This is a genomic window from Pseudomonas sp. F9001, assembly GCF_013385435.1.
Lineage (GTDB): Bacteria > Pseudomonadota > Gammaproteobacteria > Pseudomonadales > Pseudomonadaceae > Aquipseudomonas.
Map to the genome: position 1 here is coordinate 14,479 of NZ_JACAPX010000002.1, position 16,610 is coordinate 31,088.

The following is a 16,610-nucleotide window of genomic DNA, read 5'->3' on the forward strand; positions in this document are numbered from 1 at the left end:
GTACTCATCAGTACCGGGGCTTTTCATTTGGAATACGATCAAAATGTGGGAGCGGGCTCCCACATGGGTTATTGCGCTGTTACTGCCTTCGCGTTATTCAACCGCAACCGGTACGCCACATAGATAATCCCGACCCAAACCGGAATCGCATACACCGACGCCCGCACACCCGGAATCGCCAGCATCACGCAGATGATCATCAGCATGAACGCCAGGCACAGGTAGTTGCTGAACGGGAACCAGAAGGTCTTGAACGACGGCACCACGCCTTGCTCGCCCATGGCCTTGCGGAACTTGATGTGGGTCAGGCTGATCAGCGCCCAGTTGATCATCAACGAGGCAACCACCAGCGCAAACAACAGCTCCAGTGCGTCATGCGGCGCGACGTAGTTGATCACCACACACAGCAGCGTCACCAGGGCCGAGATGCCCAGGGCACGCAGCGGCACGCCTTGCTTGTTCAACTTCATCAGCGCTTTCGGCGCGTCGCCTTGCTCGGCCAGGCCGAACAGCATGCGGCTGTTGCAGTACACGCCGCTGTTGTACACCGACAGTGCCGCGGTCAGGACCACGAAGTTGAGGATGTGGGCGGCGGTGTCGTTACCGATCAAGGAAAAGATCTGCACGAACGGACTGCCGCTGTAGGCATCGCCCGACGCGCCGAGGGTTTGCAGCAGTTGGTCCCATGGGTACAACGACAGCAGCACGGTAAGGGCGCCGACGTAGAAAATCAGGATTCGGTACACCACCTGGTTGATCGCCTTCGGGATCACCTTGCGGGGTTCGCTGGCTTCGGCGGCGGTAATACCCACCAGCTCCAGGCCGCCGAACGAGAACATGATGAACGCCATGGACATCAACAGCCCCATGCCGCCATTCGGGAAGAACCCGCCGTGGCTCCACAGGTTGCTCACCGAGGCCTGCGGGCCGCCGGTGCCGCTGAACAGCAGGTAGCAGCCGAGCACGATCATGCCGACAATCGCCACCACCTTGATGATCGCGAACCAGAACTCGGTCTCACCGAAGAACTTCACGTTGAGGGTGTTGATCAGGTTGACCAGCACAAAGAACACCACCGCACTGACCCAGGTCGGAATTTCCGGCCACCAGAACTGGATGTACTTGCCCACCGCTGTCAGCTCGGCCATGCCCACCAGCACGTAGAGTACCCAGTAGTTCCAGCCGGCGAGGAAGCCTGCGTAACCGCCCCAGTACTTGTGGGCGAAGTGGCTGAAGGAGCCGGCCACCGGTTCCTCGACGATCATTTCGCCCAGCTGGCGCATGATCAGGAACGCGATGAACCCGGCTACCGCATAGCCCAGGATCATCGACGGCCCCGCCGACTTGAGCACGCCCGCCGAGCCGAGGAACAGCCCGGTCCCGATCGCCCCTCCCAAGGCAATCAGCTGAATATGCCGGTTCTTCAGGCCACGCTTGAGGCCCACCGGGTTAACCATGTCATCCGCCATTAACATTCCCTTCTACTTGTTTTTTTCAGGGTTGATCGCACACCGAACCAGCCCCTCAAACCGCTGAGGGGTCAGATATTACTCTCGGTAAACTTTTCGTAATACAGCTGAACGCCATCAAGTGCCTGATCCAGCAGCCATTGTTTGATGGATTCGACCATCGGAGGGGGGCCGCAGACGTACATATCTGCCGATTGATCCCGCAATTCGGCCAGGTCGAAATGCTCGGTGAGGTAGCCGCGTTTGCCGGCCCAGTCCGAAGGTGGGTCGCTGAGTACCTCGGTGTAGCGAAACCCCGGGATCGTATCGGCGTAGGCTTTTATGCGTGTTGCCTCGCATAAATCGGCCGCACCCCGCACGCCGTAATACAGGTGCACCGGCTGTTGGCAGCCGCTGGCGGCCAGGTCATCGAGCATGCCCAGCAGCGCGGATAAGCCGGTGCCGCCGGCAACCAGCACCAGCGGTTGGGTGACGTGCCTGAGGTAGAAAGCGCCCAGTGGCGCTTCCAGCAGCAGTTCATCGCCGACCTGGCAGCGTTCGCGGATGTAGTTGCTCATCACGCCATCGGGCAGCAGGCGGATCAGGAACTGCAACTGATTGCCCGGGCGGTTGGCGAAAGAGTAGGAGCGCCAACTGTCGGTGCCGGGAATCGACAGGCGGGCGTACTGGCCCGGCAGGAAATCCAATGGTGCTTCAAGCTGCAGATGCAGGATCGCGGTGCTGGCCGAGACCTGTTGCACTTGGCTCACCGTACTGCGGATTTGTACTGGCCCCGGCGCGTTGCACAGGCTGGAATCAAAATCGAAATAAAACGCCGCGTCGGATTGGACCCGGGTCTGGCAGCTGAGCATTTTGCGTTGTTGCAGGTCGAGGCTGGAGAGGGCTTCCTCGTCTACGTAGTCCTGAGTGAAATCGCCGGACTCGCAGCGGCCCTGGCAAGTGCCGCAAACGCCTTCGCGGCAGTCGAGCGGGATCTTGATGCCGTTGCGCAACGCCGCATCCAACAGGATCTCATTGGCGCCCACCGAGAAAAACAGGGTCTTGCCGTCGGCAAAACTGAAGGCCACTTTGTGATTCATTCGCAGAACTCCGCGAGTTTGATTTTCTATGCCTGCGATTTACCTGTGGCGAGGGAGCTTGCTCCCGCTGGGCTGCGCAGCAGCCCCAAAAAGCCGGGAGCGCTACGCACTGGAGCGCCAACCCGGTCCAGCGGGAGCAAGCTCCCTCGCCACAGGTGTAATGCATCAGGTCACAGGTGATAGAAATCCAGCACCGAGTTGATGGTGTCGTTGAGCAGCAGCGCATGCTTGCGGGTGATCAACCAACTGTCGCCATCGGGCTTGAGGCTGTAAGTGGCGCTGCCGTAGAACTGCTCCGACGTCGCCAGCCGATAGAACAACGTATGCCAGTTCAACTTCACCTCCAGCAGCCCGTCCGGTTGCTCGGCAATCCGCACGTTGTTGATCAAATGCAGCGTCCTTGGCATCGGCGTGGCCGACGCAGCCTTGCCCGTACGCAGGCGAAACACCCGATCCTCCAGCCCCGAGCGGTTGGCGTAGTAGATCAACGACATTTCGCGCTTCGGGTCGCGGGTGTAGACATGTTCCGAATCCCACTGCGGCAGGTGGAATTCACTCTGCGGGTCGAACAGCTGCACGTAGGCGTCCCAGTCCTGGGCATCGCACAGCTCGGATTTACGATAAAAAAACTGCTCGATCCGGTACTGCAATTGCGCATTCATCATTCCACCTCCCGCAGTTTCAGGGCTTGCTGGTCGAGCCCGTCCAGCAGGAATTTCTGCCAGTTGCGGTGCTGGTTGACGTACAGCCCTTCGTGGGTGAATTCGGTGCCGGTCATCGCCGGCTGGATACCGATGGATTCGCTATTGGGGGTCGGCCCGGTTTCCCAGCGGTGGCTGCCACGGGAAATATCGCTCCAGCGCTCCAGGCGGCCCTGGAAGCCGCGCTGGGCTTCGCGAAATTCCACCAAGTCATCCGGCGTGCCCATGCCCGAGACGTTGAAGAAATCCTCGAACTGGCGAATACGGTTTTCACGGTCGGCGTCAGATTCGTTCTTCACCCCCAGGCACTGGCTGATGATCTCGGTCTTGTTCCACGCGATGGGCCGGATGATCCGCAGCTGCGAACTGATCTGGTCGAGGAAGAACAGGCTCGGGTAGATGTTCAGGTTGCGCAGGCGGTGCATCATCCATTCGGCTTTTTGCTGGCCGTGTTCTTCGATCAGGCGCGGCATGATGGTGGCGTAGCCCGAACGCACGGTGGGGTTGGGCATGTCGCTGAACAACAGGCTGTGGCCATTGTTGAAGGCGAACCAGCCGTCATCGGTGTTCGCGTCGCCGGCGCCGAGTTTGCTGTAGTCCAGTGTCGTGCCCGAGCCGGTGCCGTTTTCCGTATTGACCTGCTGGCGATGCTGCACCGTGGCCACGTAGTTGTAGTGCACGGTGCTGACGTGATAACCGTCCAGGCCGTTTTCGTTTTGCAGTTTCCAGTTGCCGTCGTAGGTGTAGGCGGATTTGCCCGGCAGCACTTCCAGCTCACCGGTGGCCGATTGGGCGACCATCATGTCGAAGAACACTTTGGCGTCGCCGAGGAAATCTTCCAGGCTGTTGGTGCCGTTCACGTCGAGGCTGATGAAGACGAAACCCTTGTAGCTCTCGATCCGCGCTTTTTTCAGGCCGCGAGTGGCCTTGTCGAAGCCTTCCGGGTATTCCCCCGGCGCCTTGACCTTCACCAGCCGGCCATCGGTCTTGTAGCACCAGGCATGGAACGGGCAGGTGAAGGTGGACTGGTTGCCCTTGCCGACTCGGGTCAGGGTGGTGCCCCGGTGCTGGCAGGCGTTGATCAGCGCGTTGAGCTGGCCTTCGCCGTCGCGGGTGATGATCATCGGCTGGCGCCCGGCGCGCATCGTCACGAAGTCGTGCTTGTTGGCCAGTTCGCTCTCATGACAGGCATAGATCCAGTTTTTTTCGAAGATCAGTTCCATCTCCAGCTCGAACAACTCCGGCTCGGTGAACATGTCCCGGGCGATGCGGAACACCTCATCCACCGGACGGAAGTCCAGGCAGCCTTCGATAAAGCTTTTCCACTGCTCGACGCTTCTTGCACCACTCATGGGAGGCACCTTTTTGATAATGGCTAGACGGGTAGGCCATTAAGAGGCTGCGGCGGGGCACCGGGCTATCCGGTTAATGGGGGAAGGTGGGCCACTTAGTTGGGCACGAAATACCCACGGCGGTGCAGGGCGGTGGCGGAATGCGCTACTGTCTTGCAAGGCGATTGTCGGAAAAGTCTGCTTGTTATCCACTTAGTCGACGGTTGCTATCCACCCAGTGGCGATCCCGCTGGCGTGGCGCAAAACTTGCTGTCGATCTACCAGGACGCGCCGTCAGAGCGCGCCGGCCACAATTGCCGTGGGTGCCCCGTGATGAGTAGCAATACACGCGATATACGTATCGAGCGCTTCGACCTTGAAGGCGCCTGCAGCTGGATGTCCGGCATTTGCGGGCCGCACCGCCTGCAAACCGCGACGCCGGAGCGCATCCGCTTTCACCACAGCGCCAATGTGTTCAAGTCCCGCGCCACGACGCTGGGGATTATCGAATACGGCACCGATGTCACCATCGACATCGAAGACGCCGAGCACTTCAGCAGCTACAGCCTGACCCTGCCGCTGGTGGGCGAGCAGGAACTGAGCAAGAACGGCGTGCGGCTCAGCTCCAACCGTGACCAGGGCGTGATCATCTCGCCCAACGAACATCAGGTGCTGGAGATCTCCGGCGACTGCCGCAAGTTGCAGGTGGTGATCACCCGCGCGGCGATGAGCGAATCCCTGGAAGGCCTGCTGCAGCGGCCGATTGAAGCGCCGCTGCGCTTCGAGTCGGCGATGGACGCGGTGGACGGCGCTTCCGCGTCGTGGTGGCGCATGGCGCGGTATTTCATCGCCGAACTGGAGCGCAGCAGCGAGCTGTATGACCAGGTGGCGTTTACCCGGGACCTGGAAAGCTCGCTGATCAAGGGCCTGATCCTGGCCCAGCCGAACAACTATTCCGAAGAGCTGCGGGACGTGCTGGGGGTGAAGCTGCCGCACTATTTGATTCGTGCCCGACAGTACATCCACGACAACGCCCGGGAAGCGGTGCACCTGGAGGATCTGGAGGCGGCGGCGGGCGTGTCGCGCTTCAAGCTGTTCGATGCCTTCCGCAAATACTTCGCCCTGTCGCCCATGGCCTATCTGAAGAAATACCGCCTGGGTGCCGTGCGCCAGCAAATCCTCGAACATGGCTCCACGCGCACCATCTCCGAAATCGCCCTGGGCTGGGGCTTTACTCACCTGGGGCGATTCTCGGCCGAATACCGCAAGCTGTTCGACGAATCCCCCAGCCAGACCCTGCAACGCAACGACGCCCGGCGCATGCGGGGGTGAACACTTTACTCAAAAACAACGGAGATCAACTGTGGGAGCGGGCTTGCTCGCGAATGCGGTGCATCAGCCAACTCATTCGGTGACTGACACTGCGCATTCGCGAGCAAGCCCGCTCCCACATTGGATGTGTGGTGTTCTTTTAAATCAACTCTTCCACCAGTTGCAGGCAATGACTGAGCCCCGGCGACTGGTCATTGATCCGCCGGCTGAGAATGATCGGCGACGTGGCGGTGGCCTCCACCACCGGCGTATAGCCAATGTCTGCGCGGTGCAGCACCTGCACCGAGGCGGGTACCAGGGTCACGCCCATGCCTGCGCCGACCAGACCAATGGCGGTCTGCAATTCGTTGGTCCACTGCGAAACCTTCAGGCTCAAGCCATGGGCGTCGAACAGCGCGATCACATGGTCGGCGTAGCTCGGCCGCGGGTTGCCGGGATACAGCACGAAGGGTTCAGCGGCCAATTGCGCCAGGGTGGCCGGGGCGCCCAGCAGGGGATGCCCGGCGGGCAACACCGCCACCAACCGGTCCTCCACCAACACCCGCTGCACAATGGCCGGGTCGTCGATGCGAATCCGCCCGAAGCCCACGTCAATCCGCCCGGCCTTGAGAGCTTCAACCTGTTGCAGCGTGGTCATCTCCGACAGGCCCAACTCCAGCTCCAGGCCATCGTGGCTGCGCAGCCGGCGAATCAACTCCGGCAGCACGCCGTACAGCGTCGACGGCGCAAAACCGATGCCCAGCCAGGTTTTCTGCCCAAGGCCGATGCGCCGGGTGTTGTCACACACCTTGCCCAGTTGCTCCAGCAGCACATTGGCGTGCTCATAGAAAAACCGCCCGGCTTCGGTCAGGCGCAACGGGCGCCCACGCTCCAGCAGGACCACACCCAGTTCGTCCTCCAATTGCTGGATCTGCCGGCTCAGCGGCGGCTGGGCAATGTGCAGGCGTTCGGCGGCGCGGGTGAAGTTGAGGGTTTCCCCCAGCACCTGGAAGTAACGCAGATGGCGCAGTTCCATAAGGACTCCATTCATACCTTAAGGGTATTGTTCGAGACTCATTCTATATTGGAAGCCAGCAGAGATCCGGAACAGAATCAGGCCAAATCTATAAAGAACCCAACGGGTATTGCCATGCCGATTTGCGCCATCGAGTCGATCGAGACCATCATCGTCGATCTCCCTACCATCCGCCCGCACAAACTGGCGATGCACACGATGCAGAACCAGACCCTGGTGATCATCCGCGTGCGCTGCGCCGACGGAATCGAAGGCATTGGTGAATCCACCACCATCGGTGGCCTGAGCTACGGCAATGAAAGCCCCGACAGCATCAAGATCAACATCGACCGGCACTTCGCGCCGCTGCTGCTCGGCCAGGACGCGAGCAACATCAATGCCGCCATGTTGCGCCTGGAGCGCAGCATCCGGGGCAACACCTTTGCCAAGTCGGGTATCGAAAGCGCCTTGCTCGACGCCCTCGGCAAACGCCTGAACCTGCCGGTCAGCGAATTGCTCGGCGGCCGCGTGCGGGACGCCTTGCCGGTGGCCTGGACCCTGGCCAGCGGTAACACCGAAAAAGACATCGCCGAGGCCGAGAAGATGCTCGACCTGCGCCGCCACCGCATTTTCAAATTGAAGATCGGCGCCGGTGAAGTCAGCCAGGACCTGGCCCACGTCATCGCGATCAAAAAAGCCCTGGGCGACCGCGCCAGCGTGCGGGTCGACGTCAACCAGGCCTGGGACGAAGCCGTGGCCCTGCGCGCCTGCAAGGTGCTGGGTGACAACGGTATCGACCTGATCGAACAACCGATCTCGCGCAACAACCGCGGCGGCATGGTGCGGCTCAACCTGTCGAGCCCGGCGCCGATCATGGCCGACGAATCCATCGAATGCGTGGAAGATGCCTTCAACCTGGCCCGCGAAGGCGCGGCCTCGGTGTTCGCCCTGAAGATCGCCAAAAACGGCGGGCCGCGTGCGGTATTGCGCACCGCTGCGATTGCCGAAGCGGCGGGTATCGGCCTGTACGGCGGCACCATGCTCGAAGGCGGTATCGGTACCCTGGCTTCGGCCCACGCGTTCCTCACCTTGAACAAACTGGCGTGGGACACCGAGCTGTTCGGCCCGCTGCTGCTCACCGAAGACATCCTCGCCGAGCCGCTGGTGTACCGCGATTTCCACCTGCATGTCTCCACCGCTCCGGGCCTGGGCCTGGCCATCGATGAAGAGCGCCTGGCGTTCTTCCGTCGCGATAACTAACAAGAGGACACCTGCGATGTTGTTCCACGTAAAAATGACCGTGAACCTGCCCGTCGACATGAACCCCGAGCGCGCTGCCAGCCTCAAGGCTGAAGAAAAAGCCTTCTCCCAGCGGCTGCAGGAGCAAGGCAAATGGCGCCACCTGTGGCGCATCGCCGGGCTGTACGCCAACTACAGCGTGTTCGATGTCGACAGCGTGCAGGAACTGCATGACCTGTTGATGCAACTGCCGCTGTATCCTTACATGGCCATCGAAGTGAATGCCCTGTGCCGGCATCCATCGTCGATCCGTGAGGATGATCGCTGAGTCTGTTTTTTCACCTAATAATTACAAGATGAGGATTGCACCATGTCCATCCGACTTTCCCAGACTGCTCACGCCCAACAGTTTCTCGAAGAAGCCAGCGGCAACCTTAACGACGGCGGCAACCCACGGGCCAAGGCGCTGATCTACCGGATCCTGCGGGACACGGTGAACATCATCGAAGACCTGGAAGTGACTCCGGAAGAGTTCTGGAAGGCGGTCAACTACCTCAACGAACTGGGCAAGACCCAGGAAGCCGGCTTGCTCGCGGCAGGGTTGGGCCTGGAGCATTACCTGGACATGCTGATGGACGCGGCGGACGAGGAAGCCGGCAAATCCGGCGGCACCCCGCGCACCATCGAAGGCCCGCTGTATGTGGCCGGTGCGCCGCTGTCCAAGTTCGAGGCGCGGCTGGACGACGGGCAGGACCCGGGCGTGCCGCTGTTCATGCAGGGCCAGGTGCGCGACACCAATGGCAAGCCGTTGGCGGGGGCGATTGTCGATGTATGGCAGGCCAATACCGGTGGTACGTATTCGTGGTTTGACAGCACACAGTCGGAGTTCAACCTGCGTCGGCGAATCGAGACCGATGCCCAGGGCAACTACCGTTTTCGCAGCATCGTGCCGTCGGGGTATGGCTGCCCGCCGACCGGCCCGACCCAGCAGTTGCTGGACCAGTTGGGGCGCCATGGCCAGCGGCCGGCGCATATCCACTTCTTCATCTCGGCGCCGGGCCATCGGCACCTGACCACGCAGATCAACCTGTCGGATGACCCGTACCTGCATGATGATTTTGCCTATGCGACGCGGGATGAGTTGATCGCCGAAATTCGCTTCAGCGAGGACGCAAACCTGGCGAAGGAATTTGGTGTGGAAGGGCAGTTTGCGCAGATTGATTTTGACTTTGAGTTGCAGCCTGCGGCGGCGCCTGTCGAACAGAAACGTATGCAACGAGTTCGCGCCCTCGAAGACTGAACGCGGTAAAAAAATGTGGGAGCGGGCTTGCTCGCGAATGCGGTGGATCAGTCAATATTTCCGGTGACTGACACTCCGCATTCGCGAGCAAGCCCGCTCCCACATTGGCTCTGTATCGTTTGGCCTACTTGCGAACAACCAGATCGAGCAGATCATCCCGATCCTTGATCTTCTGCAGCACGATCTCCGACCGAATATCCATCACCCCCGCCGTGCGGTTCAGGTGGTTCACAATGAAATCCGAAAAGTGCTTGAGGTTGCGCGCCTGCACCCGCAGCACATAATTGCTCGCCCCGGTAATCACGTACGCACTGGCCACCTCCGGCCACCCTTGCACCTTCTTGATAAACGTCTCGTGCCAATCCTCCACATCCTGGCGTAACGACAGGTGGACGATGGCCTCCAGCTCGATTCCCAGTTGCTCGGCGTTCAACACCGCCCGATAACCACTGATGATTCCCTCGCTTTCCAGCAGGCGCAAACGCCGCAGGCAGGCCGACGGCGACAGGGCGACTTTCTCCGCCAGTTCCTGGTTACTGATACGGCCATCCTGTTGCAGGAAATGCAGAAGGCGCAGGTCGGTGGCGTCGAGAATCATGGTTAGAATAAATCCGCGTGTTTGGGGGTTAAATTCGAATTTCCTACAGCTTAATTAGCCTGTTGCCCACCACTTTGCACGAAAATTCTCTAAAACTTCGTTCATTATTTGGCTCATTGTTACTACAACAACAGGACTGACCATGACCACCCGCACCCATTGCCTGACCCTCGACGCCCAGGATCCGCTGGCGCCATTGCGCAACCAATTCGCCTTGCCGGCCGGGGTCATCTACCTCGACGGCAACTCCCTCGGTGCGCGCCCGGTAGCGGCACTGGAACGGGCACAAGCGGTGATCGCCGAGGAGTGGGGCAATGGGCTGATTCGCAGCTGGAACAGTGCCGGCTGGGCCGACCTGTCCCAGCGCCTGGGCAATCGCCTGGCACCGCTGATCGGTGCCCGCGACGGTGAAGTGGTGATCACCGATACCACCTCCATCAACCTGTTCAAAGTGCTCAGCGCCGCGCTGACCGTGCAACGCGAACGCGCGCCAAGCCGCAAGGTGATCGTCAGCGAAGCGAGCAATTTCCCCACCGACCTGTACATCGCCGAAGGCCTCACCGAACTGCTGCAACAGGGCTACTCCCTGCGCCTGGTCAACAGCCCGGACGAACTGCCGAAAGCCATCGACCAGGACACGGCCGTGGTGATGCTCACCCACGTCAACTACAAGACCGGCTACATGTACGACATGCAGGCCCAGACTGCCTTGAGCCATGAATGTGGCGCGCTGGCGATCTGGGACCTGGCGCATTCGGCGGGCGCGGTGCCGATCGACCTGCATCAGGCCGGTGCCGATTATGCGATTGGTTGCACTTACAAATACCTCAACGGCGGGCCCGGCTCCCAGGCGTTTGTGTGGGTCAACCCGGCGCTGGTGGATGTGGTTACGCAGCCGCTGTCGGGCTGGTTCGGGCATACCCGACAGTTCGCCATGGAATCGCGTTATGCCCCGAGCCAGGGCATCGCCCGCTACCTGTGCGGCACCCAGCCGATTACCTCGCTGGCGATGGTGGAGTGTGGCCTGGATATTTTTGCCCAGACCGATATGGCCAGCTTGCGCTCTAAATCCCTGGCGTTGACCGACCTGTTCATCGAGTTGGTGGAAAGCCGTTGCGCCGCCCACGACCTGACCCTGATCACCCCGCGTGAGCATGCCCGACGGGGCAGCCACGTCAGCTTCGAACACCCGGAAGGCTATGCGGTTATCCAGGCCTTGATCGCTCGCGGCGTGATTGGTGATTATCGTGAGCCGCGGATCATGCGGTTCGGGTTTACCCCGCTGTACACCAGCTTTGCTGAAGTGTGGGATGCGGTGGAAATCCTGGGTGAGATTCTCGATCAAAAAACCTGGGACCAGCCGCAGTTCAAGGTTCGTCACAGCGTCACCTGAGTAAACGCAGAGCAAAAAATGTGGGAGCGGGCTTGCTCGCGAATGCGGTCTATCAGTCTCTGATGTATTGACTGGCACACCGCATTCGCGAGCAAGCCCGCTCCCACAGGGGACAGTGTTTCATCCAGAAAAGCAGTGCAATCACAATAATAAAGGGGCACGCCACGTGACCACGCCAGACCAAGGCTTTGCCGAAATCACCAATCGCGAACTGGGCCTCAGGCGCCAGCTCACTTCCGGCCAGATGAGCATGATCGCCATCGGTGGCGCCATCGGCACCGGGCTGTTCATGGGCAGCGCCTACGCCATCGGCTATGCCGGGCCCAGCGTGCTGGTCAGCTATGCCATCGGCGCGCTGATCACTTTGCTGTTGATGGGCTGCCTGGCGGAGATGACCGTGGCGCATTCCACCTCGGGCTCCTTCGGCGCGTATGCCGAATTTTACGTCAGCCCGCTGGCCGGTTTCCTGGTGCGCTATGCGTACTGGGCGGCGATTGTGCTGGCGGTGGGCGCCGAGGTCACGGCGGTGGCGATGTACATGAAGTACTGGTTTGCCAACGTGCCGGAATGGGTGTGGATCGTCTCGTTTTCCAGCGTGCTGATCGTACTCAACGCCATCAGCGTCAAGACCTTCGGCAACTTCGAGTACTGGTTCTCCACGATCAAGATCAGCGCCATCGTTGGCTTCATCATCCTCGCGGTGTACGTGGTGTTCGGCTCCGGCAATCCGGATTACGGCGTGCAGAACTACGCGGCCCACGGCGGCTTTTTCCCGAACGGGTTGAGCGGCATGTGGATCGCGGTGATCGTCTCGATCTTCAGTTACCTGAGCGTGGAAATGATCGCGGTGGCCGCCGGTGAAGCGGCCGACCCGGAGCAGGCGGTGAAAAAAGCCTTCCGCGCGACCATCGTGCGGCTGGTGGTGTTCTACCTGCTGACCCTGGCGCTGATGTTGGCCATCGTGCCGTGGAACCAGGCTGGCCACGCCCAGAGCCCGTTCGTCACGGTGATGCAGACCATCGGCATTCCCGGCGCCACCGGGGTGATGAACTTCGTGATCCTGATCGCTGCGCTGTCGGCGATGAACAGCCAGCTCTACATCACCACCCGCATGATGTTCAGCCTGTCCCGCGCCGGTTTTGCGCCCAAGTCCATGGGCGCCTTGAGCAAGAGCGGGATCCCGTTGAACGCCTTGTTGCTGTCCAGCTCGGGCATTGCCCTGGCGACCCTGCTGAACGTGGTGTACCCGGAAAGCTCGTTCACCCTGATGATGGCGATCTCGATGTTTGGCGCGATCTTCACCTGGTTCATGATCTTCCTCACGCACCTGTTTTTCCGCCGCTACCGCAAGCGTCACGGCGGGGCGAAGCTGTCGTTCCAGCTGGCGCTGTTTCCCTACAGCACGCTGCTGGGCCTGGTGCTGATGGGCGCGGTGATGATCACCACGTTTTTCACCGATGCGTTCAAGATGACGCTGGTGTTCGGGGTGCCGTTCCTGCTGATTCTGTCGGCGGTGTACTACGTGTTCTTCCGCAAGGGTCGCCAAAACCTTGTAGGAGCGAGCTTGCTCGCGAAAAACCCGAGGGCGCCGGGTTAAATCAGAAAGCCCGCGTTATCGTTGACGTGCTTCGCGAGCAAGCTCGCTCCTACAGGGGGAGAGGGCGTTTAGCAGTTGGGCGGCATAACCTGGCAATTGCTCGAACTCGCGGGCGCATAACAGCAGTTTGCGACAGGCCCAATCCTCGCTCAGGGGTTGGGCCTTGAAGCGCCGCTCCAACGGCCAGCGTTCCAGCGCCGCCAGGGGCACGATCCCCAGCCCGGCGCCCCGGGCAACCATGCGAATCAGCCCGTCAAACCCATCTGCGCGGATGCGTGTCTGCAAGCGAAAGCCTGCGTGCAATGCCTGTTCCTCCAGGTACACCGCCAGCGCGCTGTCGGCGGCCAGGCCCACGTAGTCGTGCTGCAAGCTGTCGATAAAACTCACGGTGCGCCCGGCCAGCGGGTGATCCAGCGGCATGATCAGCACCAGCGGGTCGTCGCGAAAGGGCAGGGTTTGCAGGCCGTGGGTGTCTACTGCGTCGGAAATAATCCCCAGGTCTGCCGCGCCCTGGCGCAAGGCGTGGGTGATGCGCAGGCTTGGCAGTTCCTGCAGGTCGATGTCGAGGTTGGGGTGCTCGTGCAGAAAGTCCGCCAACAGCTCCGGCAGGTATTCGCTCAGGGCGGTGGTGTTGCACAGCAGGCGCACCTGGCCCTTGACGCCGTTGGCGTATTCCGCGAGGTCTTGCTGCAGGTGATCGGCTTGCTGCAACAGCAGGCGGGCGTGACGGGCGAGGGCTTTACCCGCAGCAGTCGGGGCGACGCCACGGCGGCCACGTTCAAGAAACTCGATGCCCAGCGAGGCTTCCATCGCCCGGATCCGTGCACTCGCCGCCGCCAGGGACAAATGGCTGCGGCTGGCGCCGGCGGTGATATTGCCGGTGTCGAGGATGTGCAGGTACAGGCGCAGGTCGATCAGGTCAAAGTGCATGTGCTGGGGATCTCAGTGTCTGTACGGGCCTCTTCGCGAGCAAGCCCGCTCCCACATTTAGATCTGTGAACCCTTTCAAAATGTGGGAGCGGGCTTGCTCGCGAAGAGGCCATCTGCCTCATGCAAAACAAGAGGCTGCCTCAGTATATGGCGAATTTTCAGATATCACCCAAACCTGCAAAATCGACCCATGAATACCTTACTCGCGTTCTACCAAAACCTCGGCCCGGCCCTGACATTGCTGGTGGTCTGCACCTTCCTGCTGGCAGGTACGGTCAAGGGCGTCATCGGCCTGGGCCTGCCCACCGTCGCCATGGGCATGCTCGGCCTGGCTATGTTGCCGGCGCAGGCTGCGGCGTTGCTGATCATCCCGTCCACCGTCACCAACCTCTGGCAACTGGCCTTCGGCGGTCACCTGAGCGCGTTGATCAAACGCCTGTGGCCGATGCTCCTGCTGATTTTCCTCGGCACCGGGCTGGGCTCGGTGTGGCTGGGCATGGATGGCGGGCATTGGGTGGTGCGGGCGTTGGGCGGCGCGCTGCTGGTGTATGCCTTGAGCGGGCTGTTGCTGCCGACGTTCAAGGTCAGCCCGGACACCGAGCGCTGGCTGGGCCCGCTGTGCGGCGTGCTGACCGGGGTCATCACCTCGGCCACTGGGGTGTTCGTGATACCGGCGGTGCCGTATCTGCAAGCGTTGGGCTTGAACCGCGATCAGCTGGTGCAGGCGTTGGGGCTGTCGTTCACCGTGTCGACCCTGGCGCTGGCAGCCGGGCTGTTCTGGCGTGGCAGCCTGGGCGGCGGCGAATTGAACGCCTCGTTGCTGGCGCTGGTTCCCGCGCTGCTCGGGATGTGGCTGGGCCAGGCCCTGCGCCAGCGCATCAGTGCCGTGCTGTTCAAGCGGGTGTTCTTTATCGGCATGGCCGCGCTGGGAGGTCATCTGCTGATCAGTGGTTAACAATATGACGTTGATTCGTGCGCCTTGGTCAAATGTATTTTGCCGCCGGGACGCTTATTCCAAAGGACAGACCTCGTTACCCTGCCTTCAGACATTTTTAATCTTTAGGCACCCCCTATGAAAAAAGTACTCCTGCTCAACGGCGGTAAGAAATTCGCCCATTCCGACGGTCGCTACAACAGCACCCTGCATGAAGCCGCCCTGGCGGTACTGGACCGTGGCGGCATCGACGTCAAGGAAACCCACATCGACGCCGGCTACGACGTGGCCGAAGAAGTCGCCAAATTCCTCTGGGCCGACGTGATCATCTACCAGATGCCCGGCTGGTGGATGGGCGCTCCGTGGATCGTCAAGAAGTACATCGATGAAGTCTTCACCGAAGGCCATGGCAGCCTGTACGCCAGCGACGGCCGCACCCGCTCCGACTCGTCGCAGAAATACGGCAGCGGCGGCCTGATCCAGGGCAAGCAATACATGCTGTCCCTGACCTGGAACGCTCCTCAGCAAGCGTTCGACGACCCCACCGACTTCTTCGAAGCCAAGGGCGTGGACGCGGTGTATTTCCCGTTCCACAAGGCCAACGAGTTCCTCGGCATGACCGGCCTGCCGACCTTCCTCTGCGTGGACGTGATGAAACGCCCGGCCATCGAAGCCGACGTGGCGCGTTATGAACAGCATCTGGCACAGGTGTTTAACCTGAGTCTGTAATGCGGCTAGTATCCGTGCAGCCGCTATAAAGAGGATTCACGTTGAAAGCCCGATCCGATGAGCTACAGATCTTCGTATGCGTGATTGAATGCGGGTCGATTTCCGCCGCAGCCGAACAGGTCGGGCAGACGCCGTCGGCGGTCAGCCGCACCTTGTCGCGCCTGGAAGCCAAGCTCGACACCACCCTGATCAACCGCACCACCCGGCGCATGGACCTGACCGAAGAGGGCAAGTATTTCTTCGAGCGGGCCAAGGTGATCCTCGAGCAGATGGACGACCTGGAAGAACGCCTGTCGTCGCGCCAGCAAACCCCGTCGGGGCGCCTGCGGATCAACGCGGCGTCGCCGTTCATGCTGCATGCGATCGTGCCGTACATCGCCGAGTTTCGTGGCCTGTACCCGGATATCCAGCTGGAACTGAACAGCAACGACCTGATCATCGACCTGCTGGAACAGAGCACCGACATCGCGATTCGCATCGGCGCCCTGGCCGACTCGACGTTGCACGCCCGCTCACTGGGGTGCAGCCCGCTGCATATCCTCGCCAGCCCGGCGTACCTGGAACAGCACGGCACGCCCACTACCGTTGCCGAACTGGCCGAACACACGTTGCTCGGCTTCACCCAGACCGAAACCCTCAACCACTGGCCGTTGCGCCATGTGCACGGCGATCGCTGGCAAATCCAGCCCGGTGTCGCCGCTTCCAGCGGTGAAACCTTGCGCCAGCTGGCGCTGGAAGGGCAGGGCATCACCTGTCTATCGGACTTCATGACCGCCCAGGACATCAAGACCGGGCGCCTGATACCGGTGCTGGCCGAGTTCAACAGCGGCTATCGTCAACCGATCAATGCGGTGTACTACCGCAACTCGCAATTGGCCTTGCGCATCCAGTGCTTCCTGGACTTTATCCAGGGCAAGCTGGCCAGCTACGCCAGCTGATTCGTGACCTCTGCGCAAGATTGAATTGGGCAATACGGACTTATTC

Annotated in this window: 16 protein-coding genes; 9 read left to right on the forward strand and 7 right to left on the reverse strand. The window is 61.0% G+C overall.

The features are described from left to right. Positions 1-68: 68 nt before the first annotated feature. The 4 genes from HX818_RS01025 to antA all read right to left on the reverse strand — a co-directional run bounded on the left by HX818_RS01025 (position 69) and on the right by antA (position 4,601). Positions 69-1,469, reverse strand: a complete 1,401-nt coding sequence (locus tag HX818_RS01025) for an amino acid permease (protein ID WP_003212324.1) — start codon at positions 1,467-1,469, stop codon at positions 69-71. 71 nt (positions 1,470-1,540) lie between these two features. Next, positions 1,541-2,548, reverse strand: coding sequence for an anthranilate 1,2-dioxygenase electron transfer component AntC (antC, locus tag HX818_RS01030; RefSeq protein ID WP_177019312.1), 1,008 nt, complete (start codon positions 2,546-2,548; stop codon positions 1,541-1,543). A 170-nt stretch (positions 2,549-2,718) separates the two neighbouring features. Continuing rightward, complete coding sequence (gene antB / locus HX818_RS01035) at positions 2,719-3,210, reverse strand: anthranilate 1,2-dioxygenase small subunit (protein WP_003212320.1); 492 nt, start codon at positions 3,208-3,210, stop codon at positions 2,719-2,721. Continuing rightward, entirely contained in the window at positions 3,210-4,601 is a 1,392-nt protein-coding gene (gene antA, locus HX818_RS01040) for an anthranilate 1,2-dioxygenase large subunit (protein ID WP_177019313.1), read from the reverse strand. The genes antB and antA overlap by 1 nt, the downstream gene beginning before the upstream one ends. A gap of 312 nt (positions 4,602-4,913) precedes the next feature. Between antA and HX818_RS01045 the strand changes: the two genes are divergently transcribed. Beyond that, positions 4,914-5,912, forward strand: a complete 999-nt coding sequence (locus HX818_RS01045; RefSeq protein WP_008436676.1) for a helix-turn-helix domain-containing protein — start codon at positions 4,914-4,916, stop codon at positions 5,910-5,912. A 139-nt stretch (positions 5,913-6,051) separates the two neighbouring features. Here the strand turns inward: HX818_RS01045 and HX818_RS01050 are convergent, their stop codons facing one another. Beyond that, the gene (locus HX818_RS01050; protein WP_003212314.1) at positions 6,052-6,927 is read right to left on the reverse strand and encodes a LysR family transcriptional regulator; all 876 of its coding nucleotides are present in this window, start codon (positions 6,925-6,927) and stop codon (positions 6,052-6,054) included. A 114-nt stretch (positions 6,928-7,041) separates the two neighbouring features. On the opposite strand from HX818_RS01050, the gene HX818_RS01055 reads away from it, so the two are divergent. The 3 genes from HX818_RS01055 to catA are packed head-to-tail and all read left to right on the forward strand — an operon-like array spanning position 7,042 to position 9,445. Then, a complete protein-coding gene (locus HX818_RS01055) occupies positions 7,042-8,166 on the forward strand; it encodes a muconate cycloisomerase family protein (protein WP_003212312.1) in 1,125 nt (374 codons plus the stop codon). A gap of 16 nt (positions 8,167-8,182) precedes the next feature. Further along, positions 8,183-8,473 carry a muconolactone Delta-isomerase gene (gene catC, locus HX818_RS01060; RefSeq protein WP_008436679.1) on the forward strand — a complete coding sequence of 97 codons (291 nt, stop codon included), beginning with the start codon at positions 8,183-8,185 and terminating at the stop codon, positions 8,471-8,473. Between the two features lie 42 nt (positions 8,474-8,515). Next, positions 8,516-9,445 carry a catechol 1,2-dioxygenase gene (gene catA / locus HX818_RS01065; protein ID WP_177019314.1) on the forward strand — a complete coding sequence of 310 codons (930 nt, stop codon included), beginning with the start codon at positions 8,516-8,518 and terminating at the stop codon, positions 9,443-9,445. 124 nt (positions 9,446-9,569) lie between these two features. Here catA and HX818_RS01070 read toward each other — a convergent pair whose 3' ends face one another. Further along, positions 9,570-10,043, reverse strand: a complete 474-nt coding sequence (locus tag HX818_RS01070; RefSeq protein WP_003212305.1) for an Lrp/AsnC family transcriptional regulator — start codon at positions 10,041-10,043, stop codon at positions 9,570-9,572. A 142-nt stretch (positions 10,044-10,185) separates the two neighbouring features. On the opposite strand from HX818_RS01070, the gene kynU reads away from it, so the two are divergent. Both kynU and HX818_RS01080 read left to right on the forward strand, forming a co-directional pair. Next, a complete protein-coding gene (kynU, locus tag HX818_RS01075; RefSeq protein WP_134325689.1) occupies positions 10,186-11,436 on the forward strand; it encodes a kynureninase in 1,251 nt (416 codons plus the stop codon). Between the two features lie 166 nt (positions 11,437-11,602). Continuing rightward, positions 11,603-13,033, forward strand: a complete 1,431-nt coding sequence (locus HX818_RS01080) for an amino acid permease (protein WP_134325690.1) — start codon at positions 11,603-11,605, stop codon at positions 13,031-13,033. Positions 13,034-13,048: 15 nt separating this feature from the next. On the opposite strand, the gene HX818_RS01085 is transcribed toward HX818_RS01080, so the two are convergent. Beyond that, the gene (locus HX818_RS01085) at positions 13,049-13,963 is read right to left on the reverse strand and encodes a LysR substrate-binding domain-containing protein (RefSeq protein ID WP_177019315.1); all 915 of its coding nucleotides are present in this window, start codon (positions 13,961-13,963) and stop codon (positions 13,049-13,051) included. Between the two features lie 190 nt (positions 13,964-14,153). Between HX818_RS01085 and HX818_RS01090 the strand changes: the two genes are divergently transcribed. From HX818_RS01090 to HX818_RS01100, 3 genes are all read left to right on the forward strand, one after another. Continuing rightward, complete coding sequence (locus tag HX818_RS01090; RefSeq protein ID WP_177019316.1) at positions 14,154-14,918, forward strand: sulfite exporter TauE/SafE family protein; 765 nt, start codon at positions 14,154-14,156, stop codon at positions 14,916-14,918. Positions 14,919-15,035: 117 nt separating this feature from the next. Then, positions 15,036-15,626, forward strand: a complete 591-nt coding sequence (locus HX818_RS01095; RefSeq protein ID WP_008436691.1) for an NAD(P)H-dependent oxidoreductase — start codon at positions 15,036-15,038, stop codon at positions 15,624-15,626. Between the two features lie 41 nt (positions 15,627-15,667). Then, positions 15,668-16,564 (forward strand): LysR family transcriptional regulator, encoded by an 897-nt coding sequence (locus HX818_RS01100; protein ID WP_003212293.1) that lies wholly within the window; start codon positions 15,668-15,670, stop codon positions 16,562-16,564. The last annotated feature ends 46 nt before the right edge of the window (positions 16,565-16,610 follow it).